General features: G+C 65.3%; 17 protein-coding genes. 12 read left to right on the forward strand and 5 right to left on the reverse strand.

What is annotated here, in order from left to right:
- Positions 1–537: a hypothetical protein gene (locus tag HNR60_RS16795; protein ID WP_246432980.1), complete on the reverse strand. Its 537-nt coding sequence runs from the start codon at positions 535–537 to the stop codon at positions 1–3.
- A 203-nt stretch (positions 538–740) separates the two neighbouring features.
- The gene (locus HNR60_RS16800; RefSeq protein WP_184259540.1) at positions 741–884 is read right to left on the reverse strand and encodes a hypothetical protein; all 144 of its coding nucleotides are present in this window, start codon (positions 882–884) and stop codon (positions 741–743) included.
- A 311-nt stretch (positions 885–1,195) separates the two neighbouring features.
- On the opposite strand from HNR60_RS16800, the gene HNR60_RS16805 reads away from it, so the two are divergent.
- The 5 genes from HNR60_RS16805 to HNR60_RS16825 all read left to right on the forward strand — a co-directional run bounded on the left by HNR60_RS16805 (position 1,196) and on the right by HNR60_RS16825 (position 6,602).
- Complete coding sequence (locus HNR60_RS16805) at positions 1,196–2,110, forward strand: ABC transporter permease subunit (protein WP_184259542.1); 915 nt, start codon at positions 1,196–1,198, stop codon at positions 2,108–2,110.
- Positions 2,107–3,462 carry a high-affinity branched-chain amino acid ABC transporter permease LivM gene (gene livM / locus HNR60_RS16810; protein WP_210313641.1) on the forward strand — a complete coding sequence of 452 codons (1,356 nt, stop codon included), beginning with the start codon at positions 2,107–2,109 and terminating at the stop codon, positions 3,460–3,462. The genes HNR60_RS16805 and livM overlap by 4 nt, the downstream gene beginning before the upstream one ends.
- Positions 3,459–4,295 carry an ABC transporter ATP-binding protein gene (locus HNR60_RS16815; protein ID WP_184259544.1) on the forward strand — a complete coding sequence of 279 codons (837 nt, stop codon included), beginning with the start codon at positions 3,459–3,461 and terminating at the stop codon, positions 4,293–4,295. Before livM ends, HNR60_RS16815 begins: the two co-directional genes overlap by 4 nt.
- A 151-nt stretch (positions 4,296–4,446) precedes the next feature.
- A complete protein-coding gene (locus tag HNR60_RS16820; protein ID WP_184259546.1) occupies positions 4,447–5,181 on the forward strand; it encodes an ABC transporter ATP-binding protein in 735 nt (244 codons plus the stop codon).
- 305 nt (positions 5,182–5,486) lie between these two features.
- Positions 5,487–6,602 (forward strand): branched-chain amino acid ABC transporter substrate-binding protein, encoded by a 1,116-nt coding sequence (locus tag HNR60_RS16825; protein ID WP_184259548.1) that lies wholly within the window; start codon positions 5,487–5,489, stop codon positions 6,600–6,602.
- 64 nt (positions 6,603–6,666) lie between these two features.
- On the opposite strand, the gene HNR60_RS16830 is transcribed toward HNR60_RS16825, so the two are convergent.
- Positions 6,667–7,401 (reverse strand): cytochrome c biogenesis CcdA family protein, encoded by a 735-nt coding sequence (locus tag HNR60_RS16830; RefSeq protein ID WP_184259551.1) that lies wholly within the window; start codon positions 7,399–7,401, stop codon positions 6,667–6,669.
- A gap of 119 nt (positions 7,402–7,520) precedes the next feature.
- On the opposite strand from HNR60_RS16830, the gene HNR60_RS16835 reads away from it, so the two are divergent.
- A complete protein-coding gene (locus HNR60_RS16835) occupies positions 7,521–8,519 on the forward strand; it encodes a P1 family peptidase (protein WP_184259553.1) in 999 nt (332 codons plus the stop codon).
- Between the two features lie 230 nt (positions 8,520–8,749).
- Here HNR60_RS16835 and HNR60_RS16840 read toward each other — a convergent pair whose 3' ends face one another.
- A complete protein-coding gene (locus HNR60_RS16840) occupies positions 8,750–9,544 on the reverse strand; it encodes an EF-hand domain-containing protein (protein WP_184259555.1) in 795 nt (264 codons plus the stop codon).
- A gap of 257 nt (positions 9,545–9,801) precedes the next feature.
- On the opposite strand from HNR60_RS16840, the gene rpe reads away from it, so the two are divergent.
- A complete protein-coding gene (gene rpe / locus HNR60_RS16845; protein WP_184259557.1) occupies positions 9,802–10,497 on the forward strand; it encodes a ribulose-phosphate 3-epimerase in 696 nt (231 codons plus the stop codon).
- 310 nt (positions 10,498–10,807) lie between these two features.
- Here the strand turns inward: rpe and HNR60_RS16850 are convergent, their stop codons facing one another.
- The gene (locus HNR60_RS16850; protein ID WP_184259559.1) at positions 10,808–11,569 is read right to left on the reverse strand and encodes a hypothetical protein; all 762 of its coding nucleotides are present in this window, start codon (positions 11,567–11,569) and stop codon (positions 10,808–10,810) included.
- Between the two features lie 1,715 nt (positions 11,570–13,284).
- Here HNR60_RS16850 and purB point away from each other — a divergent pair.
- The 5 genes from purB (at position 13,285) to HNR60_RS16875 (ending at position 17,274) form a co-directional block, all read left to right on the forward strand.
- Positions 13,285–14,592, forward strand: a complete 1,308-nt coding sequence (purB, locus tag HNR60_RS16855; protein WP_184259561.1) for an adenylosuccinate lyase — start codon at positions 13,285–13,287, stop codon at positions 14,590–14,592.
- 7 nt (positions 14,593–14,599) lie between these two features.
- Positions 14,600–15,139 carry an MOSC domain-containing protein gene (locus HNR60_RS16860; protein ID WP_184259563.1) on the forward strand — a complete coding sequence of 180 codons (540 nt, stop codon included), beginning with the start codon at positions 14,600–14,602 and terminating at the stop codon, positions 15,137–15,139.
- 107 nt (positions 15,140–15,246) lie between these two features.
- Positions 15,247–16,038 carry a glutamate racemase gene (gene murI, locus HNR60_RS16865; protein WP_184259565.1) on the forward strand — a complete coding sequence of 264 codons (792 nt, stop codon included), beginning with the start codon at positions 15,247–15,249 and terminating at the stop codon, positions 16,036–16,038.
- A 60-nt stretch (positions 16,039–16,098) separates the two neighbouring features.
- Positions 16,099–16,482: a cupin domain-containing protein gene (locus tag HNR60_RS16870; protein ID WP_184259567.1), complete on the forward strand. Its 384-nt coding sequence runs from the start codon at positions 16,099–16,101 to the stop codon at positions 16,480–16,482.
- Positions 16,483–16,497: 15 nt separating this feature from the next.
- Positions 16,498–17,274, forward strand: coding sequence for an acyltransferase (locus HNR60_RS16875; RefSeq protein WP_184259569.1), 777 nt, complete (start codon positions 16,498–16,500; stop codon positions 17,272–17,274).
- The last annotated feature ends 259 nt before the right edge of the window (positions 17,275–17,533 follow it).

Here is a 17,533-nt window from a genome sequence, read left to right on the forward strand (position 1 = left end):
CTATGCCGCCTTCGACTGCGGCGGCATGTAAGCCGGTTCCGCCGGCTCTTCAGAAGCGACGTCGTCGTGGGCCGCCTTGCGCGACAGCGGCGGCTCCACCGCCAACAGGATCGCGGTGCCGAGCAACAGCAGCAGTTCGGTGGCGTGCAGCCGCAACGCCGCCGCCTCGCCGACCTTGGCGGCCATCACCATGCTGACGAAGCTGATCAGGCTGCCGATCGCCAGCGCGAAGCCCAGCGCCTCGTCGCAGCCGCCGGCCTTGCGGATGTTGACCCGGGTGGTCAGCACCACGAACACGCCGAAGAACGCCACCACCGTCAGCTTGCCGAGCGCCAGCAGCCAGGCGGCGCGCACCGTCGACATCGCGGCGAGGTGCAGATAGTCGCTGATGAACAAGGCGATCGAAATGTTCGGCCGGTCGTAGAACCCCGACACCGGGGAAATCATGATCCGGAGCGCCGCCGCCGTCCAGGACGGTATGAAATAGGCCGCCAGCAGCGCGCCGTTGAAGGTACTGATCCGCCAGTTCGTCGCCATCATGTCGCAGCCGTCCGGTTCCACCACCATCCATGGCAGCCCGGTCGCAAGGGCGGTCACGGTCGCGGAAGGTAACCATCTGTTAACCGTGACTGGCAATCGAAAGGTTTTGTTAACCTTAACGGCGGATTCGCCTCACCTGAATACCTCTCAACAGGCAAAGAAATCCCGCCTTGCGGCGGGACTTCCAGACGATGAAAGAGCTAGCGCTCGCGGGGCTTGGCGCCCTTGCTCGGCTCCTGCTGTTGCTGGCCGGGCTTCTGGCCCCCGCCCTGCTCCTGCTGGCCGGGCTTCTGACTCGGGGTCTGGTTCTGCTGACCCTGACGCGGCTGGTTCTGTTTCGGCATTCCAACGCCTGCTTGGTGGGTAGCAACAAGAACCAACCGGCGTCGCGCGAAAAAGGTTGCGCAAAAAATCCCGGTCCACGATCACGGCTGCGTGCAAACCGCGGTGAAAGAACCGCCATCCACACCCGTCCGCCATAAGTCGCAGCCTGATCTGTTGCCGCCGCCGATTCGCACTGTTAGAAAAATACCGTATGCGATTTCCGACTGCCCGGGTCCCCATCGCGTCGGTCCCCACGCCGTAAAGTGGGCATCGGTCTTGCATGGCCGATCGGCATCGATATGAGTTTGTTCGGTCTCCAACGCGGCAGCCCATGGATTATTTCGCCCAACAACTGATCAACGGTATCGTGCTCGGCTCGATCTACGGCCTGATCGCGATCGGTTACACGATGGTCTACGGCATCGTCGGCATGATCAATTTCGCCCATGGCGACGTCTTCATGATCGGCGGTTTCATCGCGCTGATCTCGTTCCTGATCCTGGTTTCGCTCGGCCTCACCTTCGTGCCGGTGATCCTGTTGATCGTGCTGCTGGTGTCGATGGCGATCACCGCGCTGTACGGCTGGACCGTGGAACGCATCGCCTACCGGCCGCTGCGGCACTCGTTCCGGCTGGCGCCGATGCTGTCGGCGATCGGCATGTCGTTCGTGCTGATGAATTATTCGCAGGTGGCGCAGGGCGCCCGGGTCAAGCCGGTGCCGCCGATCATCACCGGCGGCTATACGCTGTATGAAGCCGACGGCTTCGTGGTGCGGCTGTCGAACATCCAGATCATCGTGGTGATCACCACGGTGGTGCTGCTGGCGATCTTCACCTGGCTGGTCGCCAAAACCCGGCTCGGCCGCGACATGCGCGCCTGCGAACAGGATCAGACCATGGCGGCGCTGCTTGGCGTCGACGTTGACCGCACCATCTCGATGACCTTCGTCATTGGTGCCGCGCTGGCCTCGGTCGCCGGCATGATGTACCTGCTGTATTACGGCCTGGTGGACTTCTTCATGGGCTTCGTCGCCGGCATCAAGGCGTTCACCGCAGCGGTCTTGGGCGGCATCGGCTCGCTGCCCGGCGCGATGCTCGGCGGCCTCCTGATCGGCCTGATCGAAACGCTGTGGTCGGCCTACTTTTCGGTCGAGTACAAGGACGTTGCGGCGTTCTCGATTCTGATCATCGTTTTGATCTTCCTTCCGACCGGCCTGTTGGGCCGTCCGGAAGTTGAAAAAGTCTGAGCGCGCGCGTGGCACCCCTCACTCCGGCCCCCGCCGCCGCCGCGACCGCCGCTGCCGCCAAGAAGCGCGGCCTCGACGTCGCGTTCATTTTCAAAAAGTCGCTGATCAGCGCCCTGGTGGCGCTGGTTTTGTTTTCGCTGATGATCGGCGTGCGCACCGAGGCCGGCCCGACCGGCCAGTTGATCTATTGGACCAGGTTCGGCGACCTCGCCGCGATGGTCGGCGCGGTGTTCGCAGGCAGTATCGTCGTCGAGTTGCTGCGCTGGTGGTGGGGCCCGGTCGGCACCGTGCACAGCGTCGGCCCCAAAGTGCAGGGCGCGTTGTCGTTCGCCGGCCGGGTGCTGCCGCCGCTGATGCTCGGCTTCACCTTCCTGATGCCGGTGATCTTCTACGATCAGCGCTACATCCTCGATCTCGGCATCCTGGTGTTGACCTATGTGATGCTGGGCTGGGGCCTCAACGTCGTGGTCGGCCTCGCCGGGCTGCTGGACCTCGGCTACGTGGCGTTCTACGCGGTCGGCGCCTATTCCTATGCGCTGCTGGCGACCAATTTCGGGCTGTCGTTCTGGGTCTGCCTGCCGCTCGCCGGCATCCTCGCGGCGTTCTGGGGCGTGTTGCTCGGCTTTCCGGTGCTGCGGCTGCGCGGCGACTATCTCGCCATCGTCACGCTGGCGTTCGGCGAGATCATCCGCCTCGTCATCATCAACTGGCAGAGCCTGACCGGCGGCCCCAACGGCATCTCGGGCATTCCGCGCCCGACGATGTTCGGCATTCCGCTGACCCCGGCCGAGGACGGCCTCGCCGCCCGGCTCGGCATCGAATTCTCACCGACCCACCGCATCGTGTTCCTGTTCTATCTGATCCTGGCACTGGCGCTGCTGACCAACTGGGTGACGATCCGGCTGCGCCGGCTGCCGATCGGTCGCGCCTGGGAAGCGCTGCGCGAGGACGAGGTGGCCTGCCGCGCGCTCGGCATCAACACCACCACCACCAAGCTCACCGCATTCGCCACCGGCGCGATGTTCGGCGGCTTCGCCGGCGCCTTCTTCGCCACCCGGCAGGGCTTCATCTCGCCGGAGTCCTTCACGTTCCAGGAATCCGCACTGGTGCTGGCGATCGTGGTGCTGGGCGGCATGGGCTCGCAGCTCGGCGTGGCGCTGGCCGCGGTGGCGATGATCGGCGGCTTTGAGCTGTTCCGCGGTCTCGATCAGTACCGCATGCTGGTGTTCGGCCTGGCGATGGTGCTGTTGATGATCTGGCGGCCGCGCGGCCTGATCGGCCACCGCGCCCCGACTGTATTTCTAGAACAGAGCCGGGCGATCTCCTCCGACCTCGTCAAGGAAGGCCGATGAGCGGCGATCCCATCCTCGAGGTCGACAATCTGGCGATGCGGTTCGGCGGCATCGTCGCGGTCAACGGCCTGTCGTTCGCAGCCCGGCACGGCGAGATCACCGCGCTGATCGGCCCCAACGGCGCCGGCAAGACCACCGTGTTCAACTGCATCACCGGCTTCTACAAGCCGACCGGCGGCACCATCCGGCTGAGCCATCGCGACGGCAAAAGTTACCAGCTGCAGCGGCTGAACGATTTCCGCATTTCCAAGATCGCCAAGGTGGCGCGCACCTTCCAGAACATCCGGCTGTTTCCCGGCATGACCGCGCTGGAAAACCTGATGGTGGCGCAGCACAACGCCCTGATGCGTGCCTCCGGGCTGACCTTTCTCGGGCTGATCGGCGCGCCGTCGTGGCGCAGTGCCGAAGCCAGCGCGATCGAGCTCGCGCGAATCTGGCTGAAACGAATCGGGCTGTTGGAGCGCGCCGACGACGCCGCCGGCAACCTGCCCTATGGCGACCAGCGCCGGCTGGAGATCGCGCGGGCGATGTGCACCACCCCGGCGCTGCTCTGTCTCGACGAGCCCGCCGCCGGCCTCAACGCCCGCGAGAGCGCCGGCTTGAGCGAATTGCTGATGTCGATCCGCGCCGAGGGAAACACCTCGATCCTGCTGATCGAGCACGACATGAGCGTGGTGATGGAAATTTCCGATCACGTCGTGGTGTTGGACTATGGCGTCAAGATCGCCGACGGCACGCCGCAGCACGTCCGCGACGACGCCCGCGTGATCGCCGCCTATCTTGGCGTCGAAGACGACGAGGTGGCCGCGGTCGAGCAGGAGTTGGGGCTGTGAGGGTTGATCGATCCGTGTCCCGGACGCGGCGCAGCGCGCAAGCGCTGCCCCGCAGAGCCGGGACCGTTACGAGCGCCGTGCACTGGAACGGCCCCGGCTCTGCAATGCGATACTTCGTATCGCATTGCGTCCGGGGCACGAGGGCAGACGCATGACCACCCCCCTGCTGGCGATCCGCGGCCTGCGCGCCGCCTATGGCAAGATCGAAGCGCTGAAGGGCGTCGACCTCGACATCGCGCAGGGCGAAATCGTGGCGCTGATCGGGGCCAACGGCGCCGGCAAGTCGACGCTGATGATGACGATCTTCGGCAAGCCGCGCGCCAAGGCCGGCCGCATCGCATTCGACGGGCAGGACATCACCGAAGTGCCGACGCATCACATCGCGCGGCTGCGCATCGCGCAATCGCCGGAGGGCCGCCGGATCTTTCCGCGGATGAGCGTTGCGGAAAATCTGCAGATGGGCGCCGACGCCACCGAGACCAGCGAAGCCGATCGCGCCGCCGGACTGGAGCGGGTGCTGACCTTGTTCCCGCGGCTGAAGGAACGCCTGACCCAGCGCGGCGGCACGCTCTCCGGCGGCGAGCAGCAGATGCTGGCGATCGGTCGCGCGCTGATGAGCCGGCCGCGGCTGTTGCTGCTCGACGAGCCATCGCTCGGCCTCGCGCCACTGATCGCGCGGCAGATCTTCGAGGCGATCCGCACCCTGAATAAGCAGGACGGCCTGACCGTGCTGATCGTCGAACAGAACGCCAACCACGCGCTGCGGCTCGCGCATCGCGGCTACGTGATGGTCAACGGACTGATCACGCTGTCCGGCAGCGGCGCCGAATTGCTGCAGCGCCCGGAAGTCCGCGCCGCCTATCTCGAAGGCGGCCGCGGCGCGTAGTGCGCCACTCACTTCGTGTTCCGGGCGCGGGGCTGCGCTTTGCGCAGCTCGGCAGAACCGGGACCGTTTCAGATGCTGCCGTCGTAACGGTCCCGGCTCGCGGCGCACCGCTGCGCGCTGCACCGCGTCCGGGACACGCTAACATCGCTATTGCTGCGGCAAGATGCGTCATTCGGATGACAAACTGCCTGAAAAATGCCGATGACTTGGCACGAAATTCAGCGGACAATGGTTGTGAACTGCGCCCGGCGCGCGCCGGGCCGAGGTTCCGACAATCCCGCAAAGATTACCGCAAGGATCATTCTATGAAACCACTCAAACTCATCGGTCTGGCATTCGGCGCCTCCTTGGCGCTGTCGACGACGGCACTGGCGCAGGACATCACGGTGGCGGTGGCGGGTCCGATGACCGGCTCGGAATCCGCGTTCGGCCGGCAGTTGCAGAACGGCGCCGAGCAGGCGGTGGTCGATCTCAACGCCGCCGGCGGCGTGCTCGGCAAGAAGCTGGCGCTGCAGGTCGGCGATGACGGCTGCGATCCGAAGCAGGCGCGCTCGGTGGCGGAGAAGATCGCCGGCAGCAAGATCCCGTTCGTCGCCGGGCATTTCTGCTCGTCGTCGTCGATCCCGGCCTCGGAAGCCTACGCCGAAGGCAACGTGCTGCAGATCACCCCGGGCTCGACCAACCCGTTGTTCACCGAACGCAAGCTGTGGAACGTGCTGCGGGTCTGCGGCCGCGACGATCAGCAGGGCCTGGTCGCCGCCGACTACATCGTCAAGAACTACAAGGGCAAGAACGTCGCCATCCTCAACGACAAGACCACTTACGGCAAGGGTCTGGCCGACGAGACCAAGAAGGCGCTGAACAAGGCCGGCTTCACCGAGGCGATGTTCGAGTCCTACAACAAGGGCGACAAGGACTTCAATTCGATCGTGTCGCGGCTGAAGCGTGAGAACATCGATCTGGTGTTCGTCGGCGGCTATCACCAGGAAGCCGGCCTGATCCTGCGCCAGATGCGCGACCAGGGCCTCAAGACCGTGCTGATGGCCGGCGATGCGATGAACGACAAGGAATTCGCCTCGATCACCGGGCCGCTCGCCGAAGGCACGCTGTTCACCTTCGGCCCCGACCCGCGCAACAAACCGACCGCCAAGGCGATCGTCGAGAAGTTCAAGGCCAAGAACATCGATCCGGAAGGCTACACGCTGTACACCTACGCGGCGTTCCAGATCTGGTCGGAAGCCGCCAAGAAGGCCGGCACCACCGACCCGAAGAAGGTGATGGACGCCATCAAGGCCGGCGAGTGGGACACCGTGCTCGGTAAGCTGTCGTTCGACGCCAAGGGCGACATCAAGCTGATCGACTACGTCGTCTACAAGTGGGACGCCAAGGGCAACTACGCCGAGATCGAACCGGCGAAGTAATTCTTCGCAGTCGCGCACCGAGTTCAGACGCCCCGGTTCGCCGGGGCGTTTTTGTTTTCAGCCGCTACCCGAAATTCGCCAGCGCCGGGAACGTCTCCAGCAGCCAGATCGAAACGCTGCTCACCGCGCCGGTGAGGAAGCCGATTCCGGTCAACACCATCAGCACGCCCATGGCGCGCTCGACATTGGCGAGATGCCGCTTCATCCGCGCGAACACCGCGGAGAATTGTTCGACCATCAACGCCGCCAGCAGGAACGGAATGCCGAGGCCGGCGGAATACACCGCCAGCAGTCCGGCGCCCTTGGCGACGGTGGCTTCGGCGGCGGCGACCGAGAGGATGGCGGCGAGGATCGGGCCGATGCACGGCGTCCAGCCGAACGCGAACGCCAGCCCCATCACATAGGCGCCCCACAGGCCCACGGGTTTTGGAATCGGCATCCGGCCTTCGCGCATCAACAGGCCGATCCGGGTGAGGCCTAAGAAATGCAGCCCCATCAGGATGATGATGATGCCGGCGATGATCGACAGCTGCGCCGACCAGGCGCGGATCAGGCTGCCGACCAGGCTGGCGCTGGCGCCGAGCGCCACGAAAACCGTGGAAAATCCCAGCACGAACATCAAAGCCGAGATCATCACCGCGCGTTTCGAGGCGGCATCGCGCTCTCCGGTGGCGACGTGTTCGATGGTCGCGCCGGTCAGATAGATCAGGTATGGCGGCACCAGCGGCAATACGCAGGGCGACAAAAAGCTGACGAGGCCGGCGATCAGCGCGGCCGGGATCGAGACATCGTGAATCATGCCGCTAGATGCACCGCAGCCGGGGCCGGATGCAAGGCTGCAGCGCCCGCTCCCGGCGTTGTGATCGCCGTGCGAAAGCGGTAACCACTTGCACCGTTTCGCGATCCGGAGCGTTCCCGATGCAAAATCTGCTCACCGACATCGACGGCGTCAAGGTCGGCCATGCCGACGACGCCCGCCTTGCCTCCGGCGTTACCGCGGTGCTGTTCGACACCCCCGTGGTGGCGGCGCTGGACGTCCGCGGCGGCGGCCCCGGCACCCGCGAGGACGCGCTGTTGGACCTCGCCTCCACCGTGGAGCAGATCGACGGCTTCGCTCTGGCGGGCGGTTCGGCGTTCGGGCTCGACGCCGGCGCCGGGATCCAGGCCTGGCTCGCCGAACAGGGCCGCGGCTTGAAGGTCGGCGGCGCGCTGATCCCGATCGTGCCCGGCGCCATCGTGTTCGACCTGATCAACGGCGGCGACAAAGCCTGGGGCCGGTTCCCGCCATATCGCGATCTCGGCTACGCCGCGGCGGCGGCGGCAAGCGACACCTTTGCGCTCGGCAGCGTCGGCGCCGGCTTTGGCGCCACCACGGCGAATTTCAAGGCCGGGCTCGGCTCGGCCTCCGCGGTGACGCCGGGCGGCATCAAAGTCGGCGCGCTGGCGGTGGTCAATGCCGCCGGCGCCGTCACCGTCGGCGACGGGCCGTGGTTCTGGGCGGCGCCGTTCGAACAGGGCGATGAATTCGGCGGCCGTGGCCTTCCCGCCGCATTCACCCCTGAGATGCTGACGATGCGGCTGAAGGGCGCCGCCGGCGCTACTGCGGTGGAGAACACCACGCTGGTGGTGGTGGTCACCGACGCGATCCTGAATAAGCCGCAGGCCAAGCGGCTGGCGATGATCGCGCAGACCGGGATGGCGCGGGCGATCTATCCGGTGCACGCGCCGCTCGATGGCGATCTGGTGTTTGCCGCGGCGACCGGCAAGACGCCGATCGATCCGCTGGCGGGGCTCACCGAGCTCGGCATGATCGCCGCCAACACGGTGTCGCGGGCGATCGCCCGCGGCGTCTATGAGGCGACCGCGCTGCCGTTCGCCGGCGCGTTGCCGGCCTGGAAGGAGCGGTTTGCGCGCTGAGCTTGTGCCTCGTTCGGTGCTGCAGAAATAACCCGTCATTCCGGGGCGCGAGAGCGTTTAGCTCGAGCGAACCCGGAATCTCGCTGCACGCGGCGGACTCTCTAACGGGTGGCAAGATTCCGGGTTCGCTCGCCGCCTAGGCGGCTCGCGCCCCGGAATGACCGCGTGGTGGGTGGAGGAAGCCCCGACCACCCCGCGGATCACCCCGATATGGCCGTCCGTCAGCCCGATCAGGCGCTGACCGATACTGAGGAAGCGGCCGAAGTCGAGGCCGCCTTGGCTTGGCGCTGGATCATCTGCTCGATGAAATTATACGACGAGCTGGCGCTGGCCGACGAGGTCGAGCTGCTGGCGGCCGAGGTCATCGTCACCTTGGAGCCGTCGGCGTAGGTCAACGAGGTGGTGATCGAACCGTCGGCGTTGGTCGTCGTGGTGGTGGTGGTGCCGGTGACGTCGGAGCCGTCGCCCGATCCGCCGCCGGAGCCGCCCGCACCGGCCGCGCCGCCGGCGTGATGGCCCTTGTCCGAGCCCTTCAGCGCTGAGCCCAGTTCATCGACGCTGACCGAGCCGTCGCTGTTCTTGTCGAGCTTGGCGAACACCGAATCCGCATTGGCGGTGTTGGTGCCGCCGGCGCCGAGCTTGTCTTCGAATTCCGCCTTGGTGATGCTGCCGTCGCCGTCGCTGTCGAGCTTGGCGAACAGATCTTTCAACGCGGCGTCGCGGGGGTCCGTTGCGGTGGTGTCGGTCGACGAGGTCGAGCTGGTGGTCGCGGTGCTCTGGCTCTGCGCCGCGAGCAGCGCGCTGAGCAGGCTCGACGACAACGCGCCGCTTTGCGACGAAGCGCTGGAGCTCGAACTCGATGTCGACGAATTCTTGTCCTTGTCGCTGTCGACCTCGAACAGGCTGCTGGCCGCGCTCTTGCTCGACGCGGTCGACGAGCTCGACGACGTCGACGAGGTTTTCGACGAGCTCAGCGATTTCAAGAGATCGAGCGCGGAGGACGCGGCGGTAAGGGCTGACAGCATGGCAAACTCCTGGATCGGCCGCGGTGCGGCATACCATTCCCTGCGTATTGATCAGCAATCCGCGTGCCATCGAAAAACCGTCGCGATAACAATGCGATCGCCCGCCGCTGCGGCGCCGCATCCGGGCAGAAGCTGCCGCCGGCGGCAGAACTTGCCGACGCAATTGCGGCGCAAGGCGGACGCGCCGCTCGATTGCTCCGCCGCTATCAGCATGTTACGCGGGATCATCAATCAGCCGTCTCGTGCAGGGAGCGCCCATGTCTTTTTCGCCTCGTCCTCTGGTCATCGCGCCCTCGATCCTGGCATCGGATTTCTCCAAGCTCGGCGAAGAGGTCCGCGCGGTCGATCAGGCCGGCTGCGACTGGATTCATCTCGACGTGATGGACGGCCATTTCGTGCCGAACATTTCCTACGGCCCCGACGTCATCAAGGCGATGCGGCCGCACACCAAGAAGATTTTTGACGCCCACCTGATGATCGCGCCGTGCGATCCCTATCTCGAAGCCTTCGCCAAGGCCGGCTGCGACCACATCACCGTGCACGCCGAGGCGGGGCCGCATCTGCATCGCTCGCTGCAGGCGATCCGCGCGCTCGGCAAGAAGGCCGGCGTCTCGATCAATCCCGGCACCTCGCTCGGCGCCATCGAATACGTGCTCGACCTGGTCGACCTGGTGCTGGTGATGTCGGTCAATCCCGGCTTCGGCGGCCAGGCCTTCATCCCCTCGGCGCTGAACAAGATCCGCGACCTGCGGGCGATGACCGCGGGCCGCCCGATCGACATCGAGGTCGACGGCGGCGTCACCTCCGCGGTGTCCGGCGAACTCGCCGCCGCCGGCGCCAACGCGTTTGTCGCGGGCTCCGCGGTGTTCAAGGGCGGCACGCTGGAGAGCTACAAGGCGAATATCGAGGGGATCAGGAACGCGGCGGCGTTGGCGCGGGGGGAAGCGGTGTAGTTGCCTGCTATCGCCGCCGACCGAAAAAAGCTGTCATTCCGGGGCGCGAGGCCGTAGGCCGAGCGAACCCGGAATCCAGTATTCCAGGGCGGTGAGTACTGGATTCCGGGTTCATTCGCGGCTACGCCGCTCGTGCCCCGGAATGACGGCCGTCTGTTTGAGAGCTAAGCGGCCTGAACGGCGCTCAACGATCGTAACTCGTAGGGTGGGCAAAGGCGCGCTGGCGCCGTGCCCACCACAACGCCGAACATAATGACAATCATATCGCGGTGGTGGGCACGCTTCGCTTTGCCCACCTGCGGCCTACTGCTTAGTCAGTTGCCATCTGCCTAAAGCGCGTTTCGGCATCCGAGAAGCGAACAACGTTGCTCACGTCTTGCAAGATGATCAGATCGCCTTGCCTCAGATTGGCATTGTCGTCGTACATGATGATGCGATCTGGCTCCGGGTTAAATAGCATCTGTGAAATATCATAGAACTCGCGAAAGCGTTTATTCACGCCATCTAAGTCTTTGACAGCTTCGACATATGCCACGGGATCTCGGAGCGCCTTGTCCAGAACCACGGCTCCAATGTTGTATTGCGTGCCACTCTTGCCGGTGACGGCTTCATTCTCGCGAACCCGCTTCGCGCCAACATACTCTTTGACGCGAGCAATCACCTCTTGCCTGAACGTAAATAGCGGCTGCGCATGAGTTTGCAGCAATTGGTCCGCGATTGTCCTTGAGGCATTCGCCACTACGGCAACAACAAGCGGCAAGTCATCCGCCAGCGCGGTCCTAATCATCCGTTCGTTTCTAAACTCGCAACCGTAGTGGGTTGATAGCGCGACGATGCGGTCGCGCATCTTGCGCGTGATCGCAACACCTGCGGTAGCGAGTGTCATGGCGGCAAAGCCGCCGTCGTGCACAATGGTGCTGCCGTTCTCTTCCGTCACGACAACCGTAACAAGATCGCCATTTGGATAGATGACCGGAAGCTGCACTTCTAGGCCAAGGCTAGACCGCTCGACGCGGACAAGCTCACGGCAGGCTGCTTCCAAGCTCTCTGCGCTACTCTTGAGAGTCATCATAACAGCCTCATTTGCTCACCACCCAGATGCGGCGGAGGACTATACGAACCTTTGAAATCAATCAGGGATTTTCGGCAGAACTCCCTGAACCACTGCAAATGCGAACAGTCGCGGTCATCCGGGGTGACTAGATCATTAGGCCATGCCTGCCAGTGAGTGCACCGGACAGAAATGCGCCCCAGATCGGTAAGATTTAGATGACCACGACCAGGGTTAACGTCCAATCCAACAATTCGGTGCACACCGCCGAGAATCAACGAAAACCCATATTTGACCGGTATCCGGTGAACGTGAGCCGTCAAGTGGACCTTGGCCGACAGGATAGGCCGGCTTGGCACAGTAACGATGAATTGCGCCTTAGCCGTGTCAGTATTCGGCATAAGCACCCACCGAATCGGACCGTCCGCGTCCTTTTTGGCCGCCGTGAACTCCTGAATGATGACTTCCAAGTCTTCCAGAACCGCCCCCGACTAGACCGACATGGCTACAACGGAACCTGCAATCGATGCCAGTTTAACGCAAGCTAGGCTTATTGCGGCCTGGTGTTGGCTTAACCGTCTGCGGCTCACCGCGCGCATTCATCACCACCACCATGTCAAACAGCCACGTCGCTCCGTTCTCGCGGCTCCTCGAGCCCGAGTTTTGCGCTGGAACGTCCCTGCCCTCCTTAAACGAGGGCGTGCGGAACGCCGGGTGCCCGATGCACCCGCGGCCTCGTGCGCAATGAAAACAAGCACACGAGTTCGTCACCACGGCTCCACCGGAAAACCCCCGGCGTTCCGCACGCGATGGTGTTAACGGCTTAGTTCGCGAACGACCCCCGGTGGGCGGACCTGAGTAATCCACCGTTGAAGGGAGACTGACGCACCGTCCCGCTGGCCTGTCTGGGAGGTGGCCACCGCCTCTCGGCCGGCGGCCGCCGCCCGTCGGGCTGGCAGGCTTGGCGCTGCTCCCGCGCAAGGCGATGCGCTGGGATATCGCGACTTCGGCCGTCCGGGGGCTGCGTGGTCGTCAGCCCGTCGCAACGCCAGGATTACTCCTGGCGCGATCGGGGCTCGAACGCCGCTCCCGTCCACCGCATCCCGCCCCGCGGTCGTGACGATCGCGAACGCCCCTCGCATCGGGGCGGGACGTTTATGAATATAATCCTTGCTGGAAGGCGCGTCAATCGGTCTAGGAAAATAATCAGAGTCGTGTGGCCCGGGCGCCGCGGCATCGGGGCGGGCGATCGTGTTCATGCACACCGCTCTGGGATACTGGATTCCGGGTTCGCTCGCGGCTTGCGCCGCTCGTGCCCCGGAATGACAGCGGGGGATGTGGCCACGCTGCGCTTTGCCCGCCCTGCGCGGTCTCTCCAGAGCGTGCCCCGGACGCTGCGCAACGCGGCAGCGTTGCGGTGCGAGCCGGGGCCGTTCGAGGCGAAGCATTTCCACCGCCAGATCCGAGCGCAGCATCCGTAACGGTACCGGCTCGCGGCGCGGCGCAAGCGCCGCTCCGCGTCCGGGACACGGGGGCCGGAAAGAAGCAAGCGACTGCACGCCGCCTCGCCGCCCCGCCTCGCCGCCGCCACGCCGCCGCCGCCTCGCCGCCGCCGCCTCGCCCCCCGCGCCGCGCCCACGCAGGCGCCGGCGATCCACCCGCCCCGCGAAACGGTGGCCTCCCTCCCCCCTTTCTGTTAAAGCGCGGCGCAATCCCCAAAACCCTGCGAGAACGCGATGATCCCCCGCTATACCCGTCCGGAAATGGCCTCCATTTGGGAGCCTTTGACCCGCTTCAAGATCTGGTTCGAGATCGAGGCGCACGCCGCCGACGCGCAGGCCGAAATCGGGGTGATCCCGAAATCCGCCGCCGCAGCGATCTGGGCCGGCGGCAAGGAAGCCGAATTCGACGTGGCGCGGATCGACGAGATCGAGCGCGAGGTCAAGCACGACGTCATCGCCTTCCTCACCCATCTGGCCGAATTCGTAGGTCCCGAATCGCGCTTCGTGCATCAGGGCATGACCTCGTCGGACGTGCTCGACACCTGCTTCAACGTGCAGCTGGTGCGCGCCGCCGATCTGTTGATCGCCGACCTCGACAAGGTGCTGGCCGCCTTGAAGAAGCGCGCCTTCGAACACAAGCTGACGCCGACCATCGGCCGCTCGCACGGCATCCACGCCGAGCCGGTGACCTTCGGGCTGAAGATGGCCTACGCCTATGCCGAATTCAGCCGCGCCCGCGCCCGCATGGTGACGGCGCGCGAAGAAGTCGCGACCTGCGCGATCTCCGGCTCGGTCGGCACCTTCGCGCATATCGATCCGCGGGTCGAAGAACACGTCGCCACATCGATGGGGCTGAAGCTCGAGCCGATCTCCACCCAGGTGATCCCGCGCGACCGCGCCGCGATGTATTTTGCAACCCTCGCGGTGGTCGCCTCGTCGGTGGAGCGGCTGGCGATCGAATTCCGCCATCTGCAGCGCACCGAGGTCTTGGAAGCCGAGGAGTATTTCTCCGAAGGACAAAAAGGCTCGTCCTCGATGCCGCATAAGCGCAATCCGGTCTTGACCGAAAACCTCACCGGGCTGGCGCGCATGGTGCGCGCCTATGTGACCCCGGCGTTGGAAAACGTCGTGCTGTGGCACGAGCGCGATATCTCGCACTCCTCGGCCGAACGGATGCTGGCGCCCGACGCCACCGTGACGCTGGATTTCATGCTCAATCGTCTCGCGGGCGTGATCGACAAGCTCTTGGTGTACCCGGAGAACATGCAGGGCAATCTCGACCGGCTCGGCGGGCTGATCCATTCGCAGCGGCTACTCACAGCGCTGACCCAGAAGGGTTGTTCGCGCGAGGAGTCGTACCGCCTGGTGCAGCGCAACGCGATGCCGGTATGGCGCGGCGAAGGCGATTTCCAGACGCTGTTGAAGAACGACGTGGACGTGAAGAAATACATGTCGGACGCCGAGATCGCCGAGCAATTCGACCTCGGCTATCACTTCAAGCACGTCGACACCATCTTCCAGCGGGTGTTCGGGGAGAGCTGATCCAGATATGAGCCATGTCGTCGCCGTCAGCTTTCGCCGCGGGCACCACTTCAGCAAGATTCCGGGAATGTCGATCCGGCTGCTGGCGGGCCTCGGCGTCGACGGCGACGGCCATTGCGGCGTCACCGTCAAGCACCGCTCGCGCGCGCGGAAAGACCCCACGCTGCCCAATCTGCGCCAGGTGCATCTGATCCACGCCGAACTGTTCGACGAACTCGCCGCCAAGGGGTTTCGCCTGCAGCCGGGCGAACTCGGCGAGAACGTCACTACGCGCGGCATCGACCTCTTGGCGCTGCCGACCGGCACCCTGTTGCACCTCGGCGACAGCGCGGTCGTCGAACTGACGGGCTTGCGCAACCCCTGCGTGCAGATCGACGATTTCCAGAAGGGCCTGATGGCCGCGACGCTGGATCGCGACGCCGACGGCCGGCTGATCCGCAAGGCCGGGGTGATGGCGATCGTGCGCCAGGGCGGCGACGTCCGGCCGCAGGATAGGGTCCAGATCGAATGGCCCGCTGCCCCACATCGGCCATTGCTGCCGGTCTAAAGCTCTTTTCGCGCGACTCATCGGTCGCGTTCTGCGATCGCAAGGAGGCGGTAACCATAACCGCCTAGCATCGCGGACCACGGGAAACATCGCAGAATCATCCAAGCATGTCCGCCTCTCCCACCATCCTGGTGTTCGATTCCGGCCTCGGCGGCCTCACCGTGCTGCGCGAGATCGTCAAGGTCCGACCCGACGCGCGCATCGTCTATGTCGCCGACGACGCGTTCTTTCCCTACGGCCAGCGCAGCGAAGCGGCGGTGATCGGCCGCGTCGTGCCGCTGATCGGCGAGTTGATCGCAGCCCACGCCCCGGATCTCGTGGTGATCGCCTGCAACACCGCCTCCACCATGGCGCTGGCGCCGCTACGGGCGCGCTACAAGGTGCCGTTCGTCGGCACCGTGCCGGCGATCAAGCCGGCCTGCGCGGCCTCGCGGACCAAGCGGGTGTCGGTGCTCGGCACCAGCGCCACGGTGCGGCTGGAATATACCCGCGCGCTGATCCGCGACTTCGCCCAGGCCTGCAAGGTGACGCTGGTCGGTTCGGCGCATCTCGCAGCATTGGCCGAAGCGGCGCTCGGCGGCGCCACCGTCAGCGACGCGCAGATCCTGGCGGAGATCGCGCCGTGCTTCGTCGAGGACGGCTCCGTGCGCACCGATTCGGTGGTGCTGGCCTGCACGCATTATCCGCTGCTGCGCGACCGGCTGGTGGCGCTGGCGCCGTGGCCGGTGGACTGGATCGATCCGGCGCCGGCGATCGCCCGGCGGGTCGCCAATCTGCTCGGCGGCGCAAGCACGCCGGCCGGCCAATCCCGCGATGCACAATTGATCTTCACCTCGGGCCGGCCGCATCCGATGAGCGGTGCTGTGATGCCGTACTTCGGCGGTCCCATCGCGGCGTAGCCCGATCGGCTTCCGCAACCGAGACGGCGCTGTTAATCTCCCAGTCAGGGAGGAGACAATATGAAACGAATTCTGTTGGGATTGGTTACCCTGGCGCTGATCGGCAATCTGGCCTTGGCGCAGCAGGGCGGCATCAAGCGCACCCCGCTGCAAAAGCTCGAGTTTCCCGACGGCTACGTCACCGTCACCGGCATCGCCGAAATCCCGCCGGGCGGCAGCGCCGGGCGACACACCCATCCCGGCATCGAGACCGGATATGTTTTGGAAGGCGAAACAGAAATGCTGATCGACGGGCAGCCGACCCAGCATCTGAAGGCCGGCGATTCCTACGCGATCCCGGCCGGCGTGGTGCACGACGCCAAGGTGCATGGCGACAAATCCGCCAAGGTGATCGCCGTCTATGTGGTCGACAAGACCAAGCCGCTCGCCACGCCGGCGCCGTGATGCGGCCCTCGTAAAATGCGCGGAAGGTTTTGCAAGGTCTCGCGGCCTCGGCAGTTCGTCATCGATCTGATGCGGGCGTCGCACCGGGTGCCGTTCATCACGATGAAGCGCAAGCTCGACCTTTCGCCGCTCGCCGCGGCGCGGGCGGTCGCGGCGGCGCGCCCGGGGTGGACCGCGATCTTCGCCAAGGCGTTCTGCCTGGTGGCGCGCGACGCGCCGATCCTGCGCACGCTGTTCATCAAATGGCCGTGGGCGCATTTCTACGAATTGCCGCAGAGCGTCGGCATGATCGCGGTGGCGCGCTGCCTCGACGGCGAGCAATGCGTGCTGATGCAGAAGGTCTCGGCCGCCGATGAGATCCCGCTGGCCGAGGTCGACGCGCAGATCTGTCACGCCCGCACCGCGCCGATCGCCGAGGTGCCGGCGTTCCGCCGGATGATGCGGCTGACCAGCCTGCCCTGGCCGATCCGCCAGCTGGCCTGGGCGTTCGGCCTCAACATGGGCCGGCAGCACGCCAATTACGCCGGCAGCTACGGCATCACCTCGGTGGCGGCGTTCGGCCCCGGCGAGCTCTATGCGCTGAGCCCGGGGCCGTATCTGCTGAGCTACGGCCAGCTCGATGCCGATGGCGGCATGGAGGTGATCGTCCGCTGGGACCACCGCGTCACCGACGCGGCGATGATCGTCAAGCTGTTCGACCAGCTCGAAGCCGCGCTGAACGGCGCCATCGCTGCCGAACTGCGCGCCTGCCGGGCGCCGGGCGCGGCGCCGGTCCGGGTCGTGGCGAATTGACGGCGGCGAGACGAAAAGCGAAGCCATCCAAGACCATCACGCGCAGTCTGGATTGCAGAACGCCGCTGCAAGCACCGCTTCACCTCTCCCCGCTTGCGGGGAGAGGTCGACCCGGCGAAGCGCAGCGAAGCCGGGTCGGGTAAGGGGGCGCCTCGACATCACGCGGCGCCCCCTTGTATCTGCCCATTGAGCAAAATGTGCGATGGAAGCGGCTTAGCGCGTTGGCCGGTGGCCACCGGCCAACGCGCGCGGCGATGAC

The organism is Rhodopseudomonas rhenobacensis (genome assembly GCF_014203125.1).
Taxonomy (GTDB): Bacteria; Pseudomonadota; Alphaproteobacteria; order Rhizobiales; family Xanthobacteraceae; genus Rhodopseudomonas_A; species Rhodopseudomonas_A rhenobacensis.